Here is a 17,563-nt window from a genome sequence, read left to right on the forward strand (position 1 = left end):
TATCAGAAACAAATAGCATGCTAAAAGTGTGATGTACACTCAATAAGTTGTCTGAAAATGCCCTGTGTGGCCTACCTGAATTAATGATCTGTTACGGTACAACGATTTCCGTTACCTTAACTTGTTTACAAAAATTTAATATTTGTAGGGGCGGTGGTATGTCGCGTAAAGATGGGTTGCTGGCGTTACTGGTTGTTATAGTTTGGGGGCTGAACTTTGTTGTCATTAAGGTGGGGTTACACAATATGCCACCGTTGATGCTGGCAGGCTTGCGCTTTTTACTGGTGGCGTTTCCCGCAATTCTTTTTGTTGCCCGCCCGAAGATCCCGCTCTCGCTGTTACTTGGCTATGGCCTGACCATCAGCTTCGGTCAGTTCGCTTTTCTGTTTAGCGCCATCAAGTTTGGGATGCCTGCCGGTCTGGCATCGCTGGTTTTACAGGCGCAAGCGTTTTTCACTATCGTGCTGGGCGCGTTCGCCTTTGGCGAGCGTTTGCAGGGGAAGCAACTGGTCGGTATCGCGCTGGCAGTGTTCGGTGTGCTGGTATTGATTGAGGCGAGTCTCAATGGACAACATGTCGGTATGCTTGGCTTTATGCTGACGCTGGCGGCGGCACTGAGTTGGGCCTGCGGCAATATCTTTAACAAGAAAATTATGCAGCATACTTCGCGTCCAGCGGTCATGTCGCTGGTGGTGTGGAGCGCGTTGATCCCAATTGCTCCATTTTTCCTGGCCTCATTACTTCTCGATGGCCCAACGCAAATAACCCAAAGTTTGGTGGCGATAGATTTGACGACCATCCTGTCGCTGGTTTATCTGGCGTTTGTGGCGACCATCGTGGGTTATGGCATCTGGGGTTCTTTACTCGGACGTTATGAGACCTGGCGTGTCGCACCGCTGTCGCTGTTGGTGCCAGTAGTTGGCCTGGCGAGCGCGGCCGTGCTGCTGGATGAAACGTTAACCGGGCTGCAACTGCTTGGCGCGCTGTTGATCATGGCGGGGTTGTATATCAACGTGTTCGGTTTTCGCTTGCGCAAGATTGTGCAGGTGAGGGGTTAAAAAAAAGCCCCGCAGTGACGGGGCAAAATAATTACAGGCTGTGCATATTGTAGTAAGGCACGCCTAATTCATCGGATTTATCGCTGCCGGCACCCATATGATTAAAATCGAACGGAGATTGATCGTGCGCAGGGGGCATAATCATCGCGTCGCGATTATTTTGCGTTGTCGGTTGCGGGGTTTGTTCCGCCATGCTCTGGCCCGACACAACAAGCAGCAGGGCCAGCATCGCATAAGACAGAAGTTTCATGATTTCCTCGGTTACGTCGTTAACTGGCGATTAGCAATTGCATTGATTGAGCGGTAGCAAATACCGGGATTCGCCATGCATATTCGTTATCCGATATTTATGCGGCGGTACATCAAAATAGTTCTTGAATGTCCGGGTCAGCGTTTGCTGAGACTCAAAACCGTAACGCTCTGCAAGATAGAGGATCGGTTCGTTACTCTCTTTCAATTTTTGCGCTATTTCAGTCATTTTACGGCTACGGATGTATTGACCTAATGAATGGCCGGTTTCTTTTTTGAACATCCGCTGCAGGTGCCATTTGGAGTAACCTGAACGCTCAGACACTTTTTCCAGCGAGAGTGGCGATTCAAGGTTATTTTCGATCCAGTCCAAAATGCTATGAATAGTGATTGTGTCAGTATTGCGTCTGGACATCGTCATACCTCTTTCTGTTTACGGCAGGACTTTCTTAAGCAAATGCTCAAGCGTGGTGACTTCATCCGCCGTTAAGTTTTTTGTTAGTTCCTGGTGCAGGTCTTGCCCTACTAATTGATGACACTGCTCGCAAATTGCTGCGCCGTGCTCGGTGAGTTTCACCAGCACACCGCGCTTGTCATGTGGATTCGGAAGCCTTTCTATCCAGCCTTTACAGGCCAATCTGTCCAGCATCCGCGTCAGGGCGCCAAGATCGACAGACAGCACTTTTTTCAATTCGACAGGGGTAATGCACACCGCACAACGGATGGAGCAGAGCACCTTAAACTGCGATGCCGTGATATCCAGCGGTGACAAATAGTCGTTTAATAAACGATCTTTTTTCTGATTAACCATGTAGATCAAACGACCCAGTGGGATGATTTCATTGAACAGATCACTGGTGCTTTTCACAATGGTTGCCCTGGCAAGTAGATAGTCACGGCTGATATTATTGCTTAGGCAAATATAAGTCAAATGAATGAGTGGCCGCATGCCACGTTTTGCTAAAACATCAGGAACGCGTTACGCATAGCGTGTTTTTAACGTTCTGATCCGTAGGGGTTATGCGTAAAGAAAACAAATGAATCCTTACATCGACAACATGGCTTAACCCTGGAGTTTGCCCTTATACTTGCCGTTGACGAAAAACGCACAGGAAAGATGACATTATGATGGACTTGTTTAAAGCAATAGGACTGGGGCTGGTAGTCCTGTTACCGCTGGCAAACCCGTTAACCACCGTGGCGCTGTTTCTCGGCCTTGCTGGCAACATGAACAGCGCAGAGCGTAACCGTCAGTCATTAATGGCGTCTGTCTATGTATTTGCCATTATGATGGTCGCGTACTACGCCGGGCAGGTGGTAATGAATACGTTCGGGATTTCGATTCCCGGGTTGCGTATTGCGGGCGGGTTAATCGTTGCGTTTATCGGCTTTCGCATGTTGTTCCCTCAGCAGAAAGCGCATGATTCTCCGGAAGCGAGAAGCAAATCCGAAGAACTGGAGGACGAACCGACGGCTAATATTGCCTTTGTTCCGCTGGCCATGCCGAGTACTGCCGGCCCGGGGACGATTGCCATGATCATCAGTTCGGCCTCTACCGTGCGGCACGGCACCGAATTCCCGGACTGGGTGATCATGGTTGCACCGCCCATTATTTTTGCTGTCGTCGGGGTTATCTTGTGGGGATGCCTGCGCAGTTCTGGCGGAATTATGCGGCTGGTGGGGAAAGGCGGGATCGAAGCTATTTCCCGTCTGATGGGCTTCCTGCTGGTGTGTATGGGTGTGCAGTTTATTATTAACGGCGTGCTGGAAATCATCCAAACCTACCATTAAACAACGTGCCCGGTATGTCTACCGGGCTCTTTTCTTATTGCTGCTGTGGTTGCTCTTCCAGCGTTACCGGCCATTTGCGGAAAATAATCACTGACCAGATCAGCGCTGCAACGGCAGGGAGTGCACCGACGTAACCAATCGTCGACATCGACCAGTGCAGACTTACCTGATTTCCCACCAGTGCCCCCGCGCCAATACCAATATTAAAGATACCGGAGAACAGCGCCATTGCGACGTCAGTGGCATCCGGAGCCAGCGCCAGTACTTTCACCTGCATTCCCAGACCGATCAACATAATGGCGATGCCCCAGAAAATACTCAGGACAGCCAGATGCATTTCGCTGTCAGCGGCGGGGAGTAACAGCACCAGGCATATCGTCAGCAGGGCAATGGCGCTGCTAATCAGTACAGAGGCGTGTTGATTACCCAATTTCCCGAATATGATGCTCCCGACAATACCCGCGCCACCCAGAACCAACAGTAACACGGTGGCAAAGTTTGCGCTCAGCCCGGCGACGGTCTGCACAAAGGGTTCGATATAGCTATAGGCCGTATAATGCGCGGTGACCACGATCACCGTCAGCAGATACAGGCTCATCAACGCCGGACGGCGAAATAACACCGGCAGACTTTTTAATGAACCGGAATGCTCACTGGGTAATTTGGGCAGGAGCTTAATCAGGCAAAGCAGGGTAATTAGCGCGCCCATACCGATGGCAAAGAAGGTGGTGCGCCAGCCAAAATACTGGCCGACGATGCGTCCGATAGGCAGGCCTAATACCATCGCCAGCGCGGTGCCGGTCGCAATCAGACTGAGTGCCTGCGCGCGTTTCCCGGCCGGAGCAAGGCGGATCGCCAGCGATGCAGTGATCGACCAGAAAATGGCGTGTGCGAAAGCAATACCAATACGGCTAATAACCAGCACGGTAAAATTCCATGCCAGGAAAGAGAGTACGTGGCTGGCGATAAACACGACAAACAGGCAGATCAGCAGCTTGCGGCGTTCTACCTGACTGGTGAGCAGCATGAAGGGCAGCGACATCAGGGCCACCACCCAGGCGTAGATCGTCAACATGATCCCAACCTGCGCGGTCTGCATATTAAAACTTTGCGCGATGTCGGACAGCAACCCGACCGGGACAAACTCAGTGGTATTGAAAATAAAACCGGCAATAGCAAGCGTAACTACCCGTAGCCACGCGACCTTACGGGAAACAGTGTCTGTTGTCATATGTATAAATCGGGTTAGCTGCGAAAAGGAGAGGTGGCGATCTTAAAACGTTTACTGGTGAAAATACAATCATTTCGTGATTAAGATCACGCTGCTTTGCGGATGATAATGCGGTGCGTTACGAGAAAAAATAAAGCAGGTCAGTACTACTGACTGACCGGAGAATACCGTTACCAGAGTGAGTTTAGTGCAGTTGCGCTTCTTTCATGCACAACGCTTCATGCTCATTGTCGATGATTGGCTCAACTTTACCCATCAAAAATAGATAGTTCAAAATTCCCAGAACCACCAGTGCGGCAGAGAACACCAGCGCCCAGGTAAAGGAGCCAGTGGCTGCAACAATGGCTCCGGTAATAATTGGTCCTACCGCGCCCCCCATATTGGAGACAGTATTCTGTAACCCTGCAACAATCGATACGCTGTTTTTAGGCGCAACGTCACCCGGTAGTGCCCAGACCTGCGAGGCGGCAACCGTGGTGCCTGATTTCGCCACACACAGTAAAAACACGGTCATAAACACGGAATCAGTAAAAGGGGCAAAACCAATACATAAAGCCATTAACAGACCGATTGTCAGGAATAATTTTCTTGTGGCAGTTAGCGACAGGATCCGCTTATGTACCATACGGTCAGAGGCCCAGCCGGCAAAGACTTCTATCACCATCCCACATAATAATGGCAGGGCGGCAACCATCCCCATTTTGATAAAATCCATTCCTTTATCTTTTACCAGATAAGTGGGTAGCCAGGTAATAAAGAAATAGGATGTATAGTTGATGGTAAAGAAACCGATACACATTGCCCAAATATTACGGTAGCGTAACAGTTTATACCAACGCATCGGTAATACGGATTTGTCGCCGTGTTTTTGCTTTTGCCCTTCGCGAATATGTTTAATTTCGCTTGTACTGATCCTTTTGTGGTCTTCCGGGTTTTCTGTATAAATAAAATACCAGGCAATGACCCAAAAAATGCCTACACCACCAATAATCAGAAATGTCATCCGCCAGTCAAACTGGTAGATCATCCAGACAATAAGCGGCATCGCAACGGCACCGCCAAATTTAGAGGCACTGTCAAATAATCCTGAGACGGTGGCCCGCTCCCGATCCGGGAACCAGCGCGCAGCGATCCCTGCATTGCTTGGATAGGCGGCGGCTTCACCGACGCCCAGAGCGAGTCTTAATGCGAGTAGAGATTTAAATCCAGTGGCTAAACCCATCATTGAGGTGGCGATTGACCACCACGCGACGGCAAAACCCAGACCTTTTTTCTGACCAAAACGGTCTGCAAACCATCCTGCCGGTATTTGCAGTAAAGAATATGACCAGAAGAACGCCGCCATAATAAACCCCATCATTTCAGGATCGAGTTTTAGCTCATCAATGAGGTGAGGTGCTGCAGCCGATAATACCGTCCGGTCAATATAGTTAATTGCAATAGCAAGCCACATTAATCCCGCAATCCACCAACGAATTCGGGATTTTTCTGCAAAATTATTCATATATCTGGCCCATGGTAGATGTTCATTTTTATTATTGTGGAAAGGGTAGGGTTATCTCCACAATGTTATAATCCGTTCATGATGTTTTTAGGTTTACGCTGATGAATGACATGTTCAATGATGTTATAAACGCATTGCTCGCCTATATTGCTGATCGCGCCCTCGGTATATCCTGCAATATGTGCCGTAGGGATGAAATTATTGAGCGCAAATAAGGGGTGTGAATTGCACGGTTCTTGTAAAAAGACATCGGCGGCAGCACCCTTAATGACACCCTGCGTGAGAGCCAGAAAGAGATCCTCTTCATTAACGACACCACCGCGTGAAACGTTAATGAGATAACTAGTGCTCTTCATTTTTTTCATCTGTGCTAAATCGAAGAGATCTTTGGTTTCTGGCGTCAGCGGAGTGTGTAACGTGATGAAATCACTTTGTTCTGTTAGTTCATCGAGCGAAACGTATTCAATGTGATTATCTGCGGCGAACTGTGCATCCTGCCATGCGTCGTGAGCCAGTACGCGCATATTAAAGCCGCGGGCTCGCAGTGCAACCTGTTTACCGATGTTACCTAACCCAATAATGCCAATCGTTTTTCCATATACATCGGAGGCGAAGATCCGTGGCCAGTTTCCCGCGCGGGTTTGTTCAATCGCGTAGGGAAGCTGACGCGCACAGTTAAGGATCAGGGAAAACGCAAAGTCTGCGACGGCATGTTTATTGGCATCCGGCACATTGGTAACAAAAATACCTTTTTCACGCGTGGCATTGAGGTCGATATTATCGACGCCCACGCCGTGTTTGCAGACGATTTTCAGATTCGGTGCCGCAGCTATTAGTCCGGCATTAACATCGGTAAAAGCGACGATCATTGCCACTGTCTGTTCCAGATGAGGTGCAAGCGCTTCTAAACCGGCATCTGCAGGAAGCATGATTAATTCAAGTCCGGCGTCGTTAAGCAGTTTGATCGGTTGCTGATCGTATTTGGCAAATGAAGGTGATGTACAGATGACGTTCATAATACAATCCTGTTAGTTAAGCGGCGTTGCCGCCGCTGTAAAAGTGTCTATCGTAAATAGTTATTGATAATTTGCTGAATCTGGCGTTCCTGATGAGCATCAAACGTGACGGCGTAACGGCTTGCGCCTACCTCGTGCCCCATGATTTGCAATGCTTTTTTGACTGCGGCGGGCGAGAACGCCACTTTATAGAGCTCGGTTCGCAAACCTGTGACGCTTTCCTGTGCTTAATGCGATCCGACAACATCACCGGCCTTGAATCGCGCCCAGATAGCGTTAATTTCTTTTGGCGCTACGTTCGCCAAACCGGAAATACAGGCTGAACAGCCATCAACAAATCCCTGATGAATGAGTGAATCTGGACCATTCAGCACATCAAATCCCTCGATATCTTTAACTGCATCCAGGAAGCCGCTAAGACTTTCATAACTGCCGGCACTATCTTTGATCCCGATAATGTTCGGGTGTGCCGCCAGCACTCTGGCTGTTTCCGGTTCAATGGTATTTCCCGTACGTGCCGGAATGTTGTAGAGAAATACCGGTACCGATAGCGCGTCGGCAATCGCGGTATAGTGAGCTATCAGTTCCTGTTGTTTGAGCGGAACAAAATACGGGGTAATCACCGATACGGCATCGACGCCCAGTTTTTCTATTTGCTTGCCGAGACGAATGGTTTCACTGGTAGAGATTTCACCAATATGCGCCACTACGTTTGCCCGCCCGGCAACTTCCTCAACGCAGGTGCGGGTCACTGCTATTTTTTCTTCCTCGTTAAGCACAAAAAACTCACCGTTTGTGCCGCCGCAGAAAATACCGTTTCCGGCATTTAACTGGCGGTTTACCTGGTTTCTCAGTTCTTTAAGGTTAAGCCCGCCGTCGTGGTCGAACGGGGTGACGATTGCCGTCAGTACACCACAGATTTTCTTACTCATGATTCACTCCTTTGGTATTCAGTTCTGGAAACAGAGTTTGATAAATGGCCTGAATATCCTCATGGCTCACCTCGCAGGGAGCATTATTCATCAGGCGTTTTACGTTCAGCGCGGCATCGGCCAGTGCGGGAATATCAGTAGACGGTACACCAAGCGTTGCCAGGTTATCGGGCAGGCTCAGTCGTTTCACAAGCGCGGAGAAGTATTCCACCAGCGCGAAAGATTTTTCTTCGGCACTCAGAGTGCGATCGGCATCAGGCAACAGATCCCAGACCTGAGCGAATTTGTCTACCACATTAGGACGGATAGCTTTCATGCAAGGTGCTAACAGAATCGCATTGGCTACACCATGAGGCAGGTGATAACGCCCCCCGAGCGGGTAAGAAAGTGCATGGACAAGATGAGTTCCGGCATGATTAATCGCTACTCCGCCATAATAGGACGCCCACAGCATTTCCAGTTTAGCCAGCAAATTGTTCGGTTCATTAACCGAAGTTTCGATGTTCTTCAGCAATTTCTGTAACCCGATGAGCGCCGCGTTATCGCTTACCGGATTGGCCACAGTAGCGGTAAAGCACTCAATCAGATGACATAACGCATCAATTCCGGTTGATGACGCAATATGCGCTGGCATGCTGGTAGTCAGTTCAGGCAACAGGGCAACGTAATCTGGTAATAGCACCGGAGCAATGATCCCGACCTTGGTGTTTTGTTCCGGGATTGCCAGAATCGCATTGGGCGTCGCTTCAGAACCCGTACCCGCAGTGGTAGGGATCAGCACTGAAGCTACGCGGTGTAGCGGTTTCTCGCCTGCCAGCATGGCGTCAAGAGAAGGGGATTCGGGATGACATAGGACGGAGAGCAACTTCGCCACATCCAGTACGCTGCCACCGCCAATACCTATCACCATCTCTACGTTAAGACCTTTAACGCTTTCTAACAGTGTCGCAACGTCATGATGACCCGGCTCGGCAGGTACGTTATCAATAAGTGTTACCTGGCGGCCATCGTTACTTAATAAGGCGCGGATATGCGCCACTGCGTCCAGCCTGACGATATTGCTATCCGTCACCAGTAACAGCTGGCGTTTACCTGCCAGTAACGGCTCCAGTGCGGGGATAGCATTCGAACCGCTAATCACGGTGCTATTGATTGTTGCCACAGCATTCTCCTGTTGTTCGAGTGATTGAATTCGCTCACTGAGGTTCAGGAACGATTGCATCATGGGCTAAATTTATAATTTATCTCGGAACTGAATAACTTGAGCTTGCTCACATTTAATCAAATGTGATTGAATATAATCATTATCAATATTCAACAACCCGGAGCATGGATGAGTAGACATGTTGTAAGACCCCAGATCCTTGTCATTGCTGATGACTTTACGGGGGGAAATGATGCGGGAGTGAGTCTGGCGCTGACGGGAATGACGGTGAACGTCGCTTTCACATTGCCCTGTGCCGATGATGCAGATGTGCTGGTCATCAACACTGATAGTCGTGCTCTGGAGGCAGAGCAGGCCGCCGCCAGAGTAAGTGAGCTGGCGCTTGCGAGTCAGTCAGTTCCTCAGATGCAATGGCTCAAGAAAATGGATTCAACATTGCGTGGAAACCCAGGGGCCGAACTGGACGCGTTAATGCGGATTACAGGTAAAAAGCGGGCCATCGTGGCACTGGCTTGTCCCTCAGCAGGGCGAACCACCGAGCAGGGGCAGTGCCTCGTTAACGGTATTCCCGTAACGCAGACTGAATTTGCCAGCGATCCGAAAACGCCGGTCAATAGCGCCGATATCTGTGAGGTGTTACAGGCGCAAACCGCCATTGCGTGTCGGGCCATGTCCCTGAACGACTATCTGCAGCACCTCAGAGAGCCTGCTGCGAAAACGCCACAAATCTGGGTGGTGGATGCCCGCACGCAGACCGATCTTGATGTCATTGCTACGGAAGCGCTGATGCAGGAGGAACCGCCGCTGCTGGTGGGGTCTGCCGGGATCTGTGACGCGCTGGCCCGCCATGTCCGGACACCATCCTCACAGTGCTTACTGGCGGTAGTGGGTTCAATGAGTGAAATCGCTCAACAGCAGATTGCTGCAGTGTGTCAGGACCCGCGGGTGGAGACTGTATTCATTGATATCGAAAATATCTTCAGCGGCATCCTGACAGAGTATGTGCAGCGTATCGCCAGGGTTCTCATCTCAGGTAAACACTGCATCGTTCATACCTGTCCCGACAGCGAATCACGCCATCATATTCCAATGCTGTGCGCGCGCCTGGCGATGAGCCGCGCGCAGCTCGGTGAAACAATCTGCCAGTTTCTTGCACAGCTTACCCGCCAGGTGCTGCAGGAAGTCTCGCCTGGAGCGCTGTATCTTTCCGGCGGTGATGTCGCAATGGCGATCGCAGATGCGCTGGAGGCAACAGGATTCCGTATTACCGACCGTGTGGCCCAGTGTGTGCCGTACGGTCATCTTGCCGATAGCTACTGGCAACGCCCGGTTATGACAAAAGCAGGGGGATTCGGTGACGAAACCACTCTGCGTCAGGTTTTAAATTTCATCGAGGAGAAAATGAGTGAATAACACGATAGCGGTAACCATGGGCGACCCGGCAGGTATTGGACCGGAGATCATTATTAAATCGTTGGTGGAGGGAGAACTGTCTGGCGCGCCGGTCGTCGTTGTGGGTTGTGCACAAACGCTGAGGCGCATCCAGGCATTAAATGTCACGCCGCCTGTGGAACTCCGGGTGATCGATAACGTAACCCAGGCACAATTTGCCCCTGGTGTTATCAACGTAATTGATGAACCTCTTGCCGATCCTACCGCTCTTCAGCCGGGCGTAGTGCAAGCGCAGGCGGGCGATCTGGCCTATCGCTGTATTAAGCGCGCCACCGCGCTGGCGCTCAGCGGGGAAGTGAAAGCCATTGCCACTGCGCCGCTGAATAAAGAAGCACTGCACATGGCAGGACATCATTATCCCGGCCATACCGAACTGCTGGCGCAACTGACCAACAGCCAAGACTACGCGATGGTGCTGTATACCGAACAGCTTAAAGTGATTCATGTCACCACGCATATTGCACTACGTAAATTCCTTGATACGCTCAGTGAGCAGCGAGTGAAAACAGTCGTTCAGGTCGCAGATGATTTCCTGCGTCGTGTCGGGTTTGATAATCCACGTATTGCGGTCGCAGGCGTCAACCCCCATGCCGGTGAAAATGGCCTGTTTGGCGAGGAAGAGATAACGATTGTCGGACCCGCGGTGCAGGCAATGCAAGCGAAAGGGTTGAATGTTACGGGACCCTGTCCACCGGATACGGTATTTATGCAGTGCCACGAAGGTATGTATGACATGGTGGTGGCGATGTATCACGATCAGGGCCATATTCCGCTAAAATTGCTGGGATTCTATGATGGGGTGAATATCACCGCCGGATTGCCGTTTATTCGCACCTCTGCGGACCACGGTACGGCGTTTGATATTGCCTGGACAGGTAAAGCCAAGTCTGAGAGCATGGCCGTGTCCATCCAGTTAGCAATGCAAATTACGCGGGATTAAAATGAAGGGATATAATCGGTTAGAACAGATTATGGATTATCTGAAAGGGCATAATCTGGCGACAGTTGAGCAGCTTGTTGCTGTGACTCAGGCCTCTCCGGCGACCATTCGTCGCGACCTGATTAAACTCGATCAGGAAGGTGTTATCAGCCGTACTCACGGCGGTGTGACGCTTAACCGGTTTATCCCTTCGCAACCGACCACGCATGAGAAAATGCAGCGTAGCCTGCTGGAAAAACAGGCTATTGCCAGCGCGGCGGCAAGTCTGGTGAAAGCCGGGGACGCCATTGTCCTGGATGCGGGAACGACGATGATTGAACTGGCGCGCCAGCTTACTCATTTGCCGTTGCGCGTCATCACCAGCGATCTGCACATTGCGCTATTTCTTTCTGAGTTCAAGCAAATTGAAGTGACGATCATCGGCGGGCGTATTGATGACTCCAGCCAGTCCTGTATTGGCGAACACGGGCGAAAACTGCTGCAAAATGTGTGGCCGGATATCGCGTTTCTAAGCTGTAACGGCTGGGACCTGACCCGCGGGATCACCGCACCGACGGAAGAAAAGGCCGGTCTGAAGCGCGACCTGATTGCAAACGCCAAACGTCGCGTACTGCTGGCAGACAGTTCAAAATACGGTGCATGGTCACTTTTCAACGTCACACATCTGGATGCGTTAACGGATATCGTGACCGATGCGCGACTCAATGAAGAGGTACGGCAGCAGCTTGAGCAACTGCCTTGCCATCTGACGTTCGCCAGTTAATCCGCATTTTGCGACAGCTGAGGTTCCAGTATCTCAATAAATGCTTCCAGCTGTCGCGTCATCGCCCCCCGACGCCAGACCAGCCACGTATTTAACCAACGCCAGTTTTCACTTAGCGGCCAGGCATTGACCTGATGGTGGCCGGGCATGCTTTCCAGCATAGAACGTGGAATCAGCGCAATTCCTGCGCCGGCAATCACACAGGCCAGCATGCCGTGGTAGGACTCCATTTCATGGATCGTGCCGGGCATCGCGCGATCGGCGTGAAACCAGCTTTCAAAGTGGCGGCGATAGGAACAGTTGGCGCGAAAGGCATAGATATTGTAACCATTCACATCGCTGGCTCGTTTGATGGGTGGGTGCCCGTGTGGGGTGACAATCATCATCTCTTCACGGTACACCGGCATTCCTTCAAGACCTGGATGGGTAATAGGGCCATCAGCAAAAGCGGCGTTCAGCGTACCGTCCAGCACACCGTCCAGCATGGTACCGGACGGTCCTGTTGCCAGTGCAAACTGGATTTTAGGGTAGCGCTGATTATATTCGGCAAGTGTGGCCGGAATACGCACGGCGGCTGTACTTTCCAGCGACCCCAGAGAGAACAATCCCTGTGGTTCATCACCAGCGACCACCATCCGCGCTTCTTCTACCAGCGCCAGGATCCGCTGGCTGTAACGCAAAAAATTGTGCCCGGAGGGAGAAAGCCGCAGACGTTGATTTTCACGAATAAACAGATCGACGCCAAGGTCAGCTTCAAGCTGGCGAATACGCGTGGTGAGATTGGACGGCACGCGATGCACCTTCGCCGCTGCCTGCGTGATGCTGCCGGTCTCTGCGACGGCATTGAACATTTCCAGTTGCGTCAGATCCATGATTTTCTCTATTCGTGAACGGAATGGTTAATATTATTCATTTTTCAGAAAGAGTAAACCTGCGCATGATATAACCATACCTTGCGAGAAAGAGAGGCACTTATGACCATCACAGCAGCAACACATGCTATTTCCGTTGACCCGACCAGTGGCGAAATGCTGACGGCAATGCCGTGGGCCAGCGCCGATGATATTACCCACGCGCTGAATCTGGCGGCGACGGGATTCCACGCATGGAAACACACGACCGTCGCCCATCGCGCACAGATGTTGCGCCGGGTCGGACAGGCGCTGCTTGAACGCGCCGAAGAGATGGCGCAGTGTATCTCGCGCGAAATGGGTAAGCCCGTCAGGCAGGCTCGTGCGGAAGTGGCAAAATCTGCGGCATTATGTGACTGGTACGCCGAACATGGGCCAGCGATGCTCAGTACCGAGGCCACGCAGGTTGAGAATAACCAGGCCGTGATTGAGTACCGTCCCCTGGGGACTATTCTGGCGATCATGCCGTGGAACTTTCCGCTCTGGCAGGTTATGCGCGGTGCCGTGCCGATTTTGCTGGCCGGAAATGGCTATCTGTTAAAGCATGCACCGAATGTCACCGGTTGTGCCGCGATTATCGCCCAGGTGTTTAGCGATGCGGAAATACCGGCTGGGGTATATGGCTGGGTGAATGCCGATAACGCCGGGGTGAGTCAGATGATCAATGACCCGCGTATCGCGGCGGTAACGGTGACGGGCAGCGTTCGTGCTGGTGCTGCGATTGGCGCTCAGGCCGGTGCTGCGCTGAAGAAATGCGTGCTTGAGTTAGGCGGTTCCGATCCGTTTATCGTGCTTAATGATGCAGACCTTGATTTAGCCGTCAAAGCAGCAGTGGCAGGGCGTTATCAGAATACCGGGCAGGTTTGTGCCGCAGCGAAACGCTTTATTATTGAACAGGGCATTGCCGCAGAATTCACCCGACGGTTTGTTGCGGCAGCCAGCGCACTGAAAATGGGCGATCCGCTAAATGAAGAGAACGATCTCGGCCCAATGGCTCGTTTTGATCTGCGGGATGAACTGCATCAGCAGGTTGAAGCCTCACTGGCTCAAGGGGCGCGCTTACTCCTCGGCGGGGAAAAAATAGCCGGTCAGGGTAATTACTATGCCGTGACGGTGCTGGGTGATGTTACGCCGGAAATGACGGCATTTCGCCAGGAACTGTTTGGCCCGGTTGCGGCGATTACCGTCGCGAAGGATGCTGAGCACGCATTAGCACTGGCTAATGACAGCGAGTTCGGCTTGTCGGCCACGTTGTTTACTGCGGATGAGGCGCTGGCGCAAAATATGGCGGCCCGTCTGGAGTGTGGTGGCGTGTTTATTAATGGTTACAGTGCCAGTGATGCTCGCGTTGCTTTTGGCGGCGTGAAGAAAAGCGGTTTTGGTCGTGAGCTTTCTCACTTTGGTCTGCATGAGTTTTGCAATGTGCAAACCGTCTGGAAAAACCGTCTCTGATAGCCCGGGTGCCTCTGCAGGGGCACCCGTCTTATTTCTGCAATAAATTTGTCATTTACTCTGCGTACACTCGCGTCTAACGCTTTGATACAGAAGAGTAATATGAACATAACGCAAATTTTTCGTCGCCTGATTCCCCGTCAATTTGGTCTGTTAACCGGTATCATTTGTATTATTGCGCTGTTCTCTGTTTTGCAGATTGCATCTTCGCTTATGCTCTCAGTTTCTGTCAGGGACGCGCAGATTAATGAACAGCATAATCAGCAGGTGCTTTTACAACAGTCGAAGATCGATGAAGCAAGGGTGGCGTTGTTATCTGCCAGCGACTTACTTAATCGTGCTGGCGTTTACTTTATGCAGGATGCGGCTACCGGCTCGGAAGGGAGCTGGCGCCCGTTAATGGAAGAGGCTCAGCATGCGTTAACGCAGTCAAAAACGGCATGGGATGCCTGGCTTGCAATGGATCCGCATCAGCCTCCCGACTTGATGGAGAGCTATCGGCGTTTTTATAGCGGTATTCAGGAGCAGGCCGATGGATTAATGCAATCCAATAGCATTGATGCGTTTTTTGCCGTGCCTGTGCAGGCGTTTCAGACAGACTTTAATGAAAATTATGCACGTTTTCAGCAAGACAGTTTCCAGCAGACGGAAAAAGGGCGAGAACAGCTGTTGACCAGTCTTGAACGTTTACAGCACCTCTTTTTATTTATTCCTCTTGTGCTGGTGGTGATTGCGGTACTGGTCTGGCGCAGTATGTCCCGCTGGGTAATCGCGCCGCTGAGACGACTGATCGATCATATTGATGTGTTAGCGGCTGGCGATCTTTCCCGCCCCGCACCGCAAGTGAGCCAGTTTAATCGTGAAGTAACACAACTGAGCTCACGTATCGACGCAATGCAGCAGGGGCTTCGAATGCTGGTACAGCAGGTGAATGATGCTACGACCTCCATGGTGGGAAATATCACTCAGCTTACGCAAAGCAATAAACAGTTATATCAGCAATCCGCGAAACAGAGCGATGAGCTAAATACGGTGACTTCGCATATATCGTTTCTGGAAACACATGTTGAGGATAACAGTGGGTTTGCTCAACTGGCGAATCAACGCGCCGTGCAGGCGCGGGATATTGCTGCGGGTGGCGATCGGATGATGGCAACGGTAAATGCATCGATGCAGGCGATTGTTGCCCGTTCATCAGAGATGCGCGGGATCATCTCACTGATTGACAGCATCGCGTTTCAGACCAATATTCTGGCGTTAAATGCGGCGATTGAAGCTGCGCATGCTGGTGAACAAGGGCGTGGATTTGCGGTTGTTGCAAAAGAGGTTGGCTTGTTGGCGAGAAAAAGCAGTCAGTCCACGCAGAATATTCAGGCGCTGATTCATCATTCATTGGCGGGAATTGACGAGGGATTTCATGCGGTTAACGGACTGGATGACAACTTACAGCAGGTTATATCGCTGGTGGAAAATCTTGGTGCCTTATTGAATGATATTTCTGCTGCGACGATGAATCAAGGAACCCGTATTCACGAGTTGACCAGTCAGCTTCAGGCTCTGAATAACGAAGCCCGTCAGACCAGCGATCTGGTGAACGCCGCGTCTGATTCCTCCCTACAGTTACACCATGAATCTCATCAGCTTATGCAGGCCGTGGCCAGATTCCGTCTTCCGGCCTGACGCGGTGTATTTAGCTCTGTTATACTCGCAGGCCTTTCATACCTGCGAGCAAGGAGCATGTTGTGGCCAGGGCCATGGACAATTCAATTTTAGAGACCATTGTGCAGCAGGTTCGTCCGCTGATTGGTCAGGGAAAAGTTGCCGATTATATTCCTGCATTAGCCTCCGTCGATGGCTCAAAACTGGGTATTGCCATTTGCACCGTTGATGGTCAGCACTATCAGGCGGGGGAGGCGCAAGAACGTTTTTCTATTCAGTCGATTTCAAAGGTGCTTAGCCTGGTTGTCGCAATGCGTCATTACGAGGAAGACGAGATCTGGCAACGTGTTGGCAAAGATCCTTCCGGTCACCCGTTTAACTCGCTGGTGCAGTTGGAAATGGAGCAGGGTATACCGCGTAATCCCTTTATCAATGCCGGGGCATTGGTGGTTTGCGATATGCTGCAAGGTCGCCTGAGCGCGCCACGGCAACGAATGCTGGAAGTGGTACGTGCATTAAGCGGCGTTTCAGATATTGCTTATGATGCGACGGTTGCTCGCTCTGAGTTTGACCATTCCGCCCGCAACGCGGCAATTGCCTGGCTGATGAAGTCCTTTGGCAATTTTCATCACGATGTGACGACCGTTCTGCAAAATTACTTTCACTACTGTGCGCTGAAAATGAGTTGCGTGGAACTGGCGCGGACCTTCGTGTTTCTGGCTAATCAAGGGAACGCTTTCCATCTCACCGAGCCGGTAGTCACGCCGATGCAGGCGCGGCAGATTAACGCGCTAATGGCGACCAGCGGTATGTATCAAAATGCCGGGGAGTTTGCCTGGCGGGTAGGTCTGCCGGCGAAATCGGGTGTCGGTGGTGGCATTGTGGCGATCGTGCCGCATGAGATGGCGATTGCGGTCTGGAGTCCGGAGCTGGATCCGGCAGGGAACTCGCTGGCGGGTATTGCGGTACTGGAACAATTAACTCAACAGTTAGGACGCTCGGTTTACTGATGAACACACTCGACCCGCTTTTTGCCCGACTGGCGAAATCGACTTTCCGATCGCGGTTTCGTCTCGGTCAGAAAGAAAGACAATATTGTCTGGAAAAAGGTGCGCCGGTCATTGAACAACATGCGGCCGATTTTATTGCTAAGCGACTGGCTCCCGCGTTCCCGGCCAATGACGGAAAACAAACGCCGATGCGCGGACATCCGGTGTTTATCGCTCAACATGCCACGGCGACGTGCTGTAGGGGATGTCTGGCCAAATGGCATGATATGCCTCAGGGGCAACCATTGAGCGAGCAACAGCAACGTTACGTTGTCACTGTTATCTACCACTGGTTAGTGCTGCAAATGAATAAGCCATAGATAACATAATCCTATGATTCGACTCCTTGTGTTATGTAATTGTTAATTGCAGTATGAAGGGGTCAATCTAA

The 17,563-nt window shown here is 51.2% G+C and carries 17 protein-coding genes and 1 pseudogene; 9 read left to right on the top strand and 9 right to left on the bottom strand.

Annotation, left to right across the window (positions count from 1 at the left end):
- Positions 1-158 precede the first annotated feature (158 nt).
- Positions 159-1,058 (top strand): O-acetylserine/cysteine exporter, encoded by a 900-nt coding sequence (gene eamA / locus OGX91_RS00450; protein WP_149692309.1) that lies wholly within the window; start codon positions 159-161, stop codon positions 1,056-1,058.
- A gap of 31 nt (positions 1,059-1,089) precedes the next feature.
- On the opposite strand, the gene marB is transcribed toward eamA, so the two are convergent.
- The 3 genes from marB to marR are packed head-to-tail and all read right to left on the bottom strand — an operon-like array spanning position 1,090 to position 2,175.
- The gene (gene marB, locus OGX91_RS00455; protein WP_005122747.1) at positions 1,090-1,308 is read right to left on the bottom strand and encodes a multiple antibiotic resistance protein MarB; all 219 of its coding nucleotides are present in this window, start codon (positions 1,306-1,308) and stop codon (positions 1,090-1,092) included.
- Between the two features lie 30 nt (positions 1,309-1,338).
- On the bottom strand, positions 1,339-1,722 hold the full coding sequence (marA, locus tag OGX91_RS00460; RefSeq protein WP_286625217.1) for an MDR efflux pump AcrAB transcriptional activator MarA: 384 nt from the start codon (positions 1,720-1,722) through the stop codon (positions 1,339-1,341).
- Between the two features lie 18 nt (positions 1,723-1,740).
- On the bottom strand, positions 1,741-2,175 hold the full coding sequence (marR, locus tag OGX91_RS00465) for a multiple antibiotic resistance transcriptional regulator MarR (RefSeq protein ID WP_040231108.1): 435 nt from the start codon (positions 2,173-2,175) through the stop codon (positions 1,741-1,743).
- A gap of 257 nt (positions 2,176-2,432) precedes the next feature.
- On the opposite strand from marR, the gene OGX91_RS00470 reads away from it, so the two are divergent.
- Complete coding sequence (locus OGX91_RS00470) at positions 2,433-3,098, top strand: MarC family NAAT transporter (RefSeq protein ID WP_040231106.1); 666 nt, start codon at positions 2,433-2,435, stop codon at positions 3,096-3,098.
- Positions 3,099-3,132: 34 nt separating this feature from the next.
- Here OGX91_RS00470 and OGX91_RS00475 read toward each other — a convergent pair whose 3' ends face one another.
- The 5 genes and pseudogenes from OGX91_RS00475 to OGX91_RS00495 form a co-directional block, all read right to left on the bottom strand.
- Positions 3,133-4,329, bottom strand: coding sequence for a sugar transporter (locus OGX91_RS00475; RefSeq protein ID WP_040231104.1), 1,197 nt, complete (start codon positions 4,327-4,329; stop codon positions 3,133-3,135).
- Positions 4,330-4,513: 184 nt separating this feature from the next.
- Entirely contained in the window at positions 4,514-5,833 is a 1,320-nt protein-coding gene (locus OGX91_RS00480; RefSeq protein WP_005122737.1) for an MFS transporter, read from the bottom strand.
- A gap of 65 nt (positions 5,834-5,898) precedes the next feature.
- Positions 5,899-6,849: a phosphoglycerate dehydrogenase gene (locus OGX91_RS00485; protein WP_005122736.1), complete on the bottom strand. Its 951-nt coding sequence runs from the start codon at positions 6,847-6,849 to the stop codon at positions 5,899-5,901.
- Between the two features lie 47 nt (positions 6,850-6,896).
- A pseudogene (locus tag OGX91_RS00490) lies at positions 6,897-7,781 on the bottom strand (dihydrodipicolinate synthase family protein).
- Positions 7,774-8,943, bottom strand: coding sequence for an iron-containing alcohol dehydrogenase (locus tag OGX91_RS00495; RefSeq protein ID WP_155021045.1), 1,170 nt, complete (start codon positions 8,941-8,943; stop codon positions 7,774-7,776). The pseudogene OGX91_RS00490 and the gene OGX91_RS00495 overlap by 8 nt, the downstream one beginning before the upstream one ends.
- A 171-nt stretch (positions 8,944-9,114) precedes the next feature.
- Between OGX91_RS00495 and dtnK the strand changes: the two genes are divergently transcribed.
- From dtnK to OGX91_RS00510, 3 genes are read left to right on the top strand one after another with little or no spacing between them, the layout of a single operon-like run.
- Positions 9,115-10,359, top strand: a complete 1,245-nt coding sequence (dtnK, locus tag OGX91_RS00500; RefSeq protein ID WP_286625127.1) for a D-threonate kinase — start codon at positions 9,115-9,117, stop codon at positions 10,357-10,359.
- Positions 10,352-11,338 carry a D-threonate 4-phosphate dehydrogenase gene (locus OGX91_RS00505; RefSeq protein ID WP_040231098.1) on the top strand — a complete coding sequence of 329 codons (987 nt, stop codon included), beginning with the start codon at positions 10,352-10,354 and terminating at the stop codon, positions 11,336-11,338. The genes dtnK and OGX91_RS00505 overlap by 8 nt, the downstream gene beginning before the upstream one ends.
- 1 nt (position 11,339) lies before the next feature.
- Positions 11,340-12,101, top strand: coding sequence for a DeoR/GlpR family DNA-binding transcription regulator (locus OGX91_RS00510; RefSeq protein ID WP_199947043.1), 762 nt, complete (start codon positions 11,340-11,342; stop codon positions 12,099-12,101).
- On the opposite strand, the gene ptrR is transcribed toward OGX91_RS00510, so the two are convergent.
- Positions 12,098-12,973: a putrescine utilization regulator PtrR gene (gene ptrR, locus OGX91_RS00515; RefSeq protein ID WP_005122720.1), complete on the bottom strand. Its 876-nt coding sequence runs from the start codon at positions 12,971-12,973 to the stop codon at positions 12,098-12,100. The two genes, OGX91_RS00510 and ptrR, sit on opposite strands and share 4 nt — an antisense overlap.
- Positions 12,974-13,075: 102 nt before the next feature.
- On the opposite strand from ptrR, the gene sad reads away from it, so the two are divergent.
- The 4 genes from sad to OGX91_RS00535 all read left to right on the top strand — a co-directional run bounded on the left by sad (position 13,076) and on the right by OGX91_RS00535 (position 17,492).
- The gene (sad, locus tag OGX91_RS00520) at positions 13,076-14,464 is read left to right on the top strand and encodes a succinate-semialdehyde dehydrogenase (protein ID WP_286625129.1); all 1,389 of its coding nucleotides are present in this window, start codon (positions 13,076-13,078) and stop codon (positions 14,462-14,464) included.
- A gap of 102 nt (positions 14,465-14,566) precedes the next feature.
- Positions 14,567-16,144 (top strand): methyl-accepting chemotaxis protein, encoded by a 1,578-nt coding sequence (locus tag OGX91_RS00525; RefSeq protein WP_040231093.1) that lies wholly within the window; start codon positions 14,567-14,569, stop codon positions 16,142-16,144.
- A gap of 62 nt (positions 16,145-16,206) precedes the next feature.
- Entirely contained in the window at positions 16,207-17,133 is a 927-nt protein-coding gene (glsB, locus tag OGX91_RS00530; protein WP_199947040.1) for a glutaminase B, read from the top strand.
- Entirely contained in the window at positions 17,133-17,492 is a 360-nt protein-coding gene (locus OGX91_RS00535) for a DUF4186 domain-containing protein (protein ID WP_286625130.1), read from the top strand. Before glsB ends, OGX91_RS00535 begins: the two co-directional genes overlap by 1 nt.
- Positions 17,493-17,563: the final 71 nt, after the last annotated feature.

Origin of the sequence: Citrobacter sp. Cpa228, assembly GCF_030333085.1 — a bacterium.
Lineage (GTDB): Bacteria > Pseudomonadota > Gammaproteobacteria > Enterobacterales > Enterobacteriaceae > Citrobacter > Citrobacter pasteurii.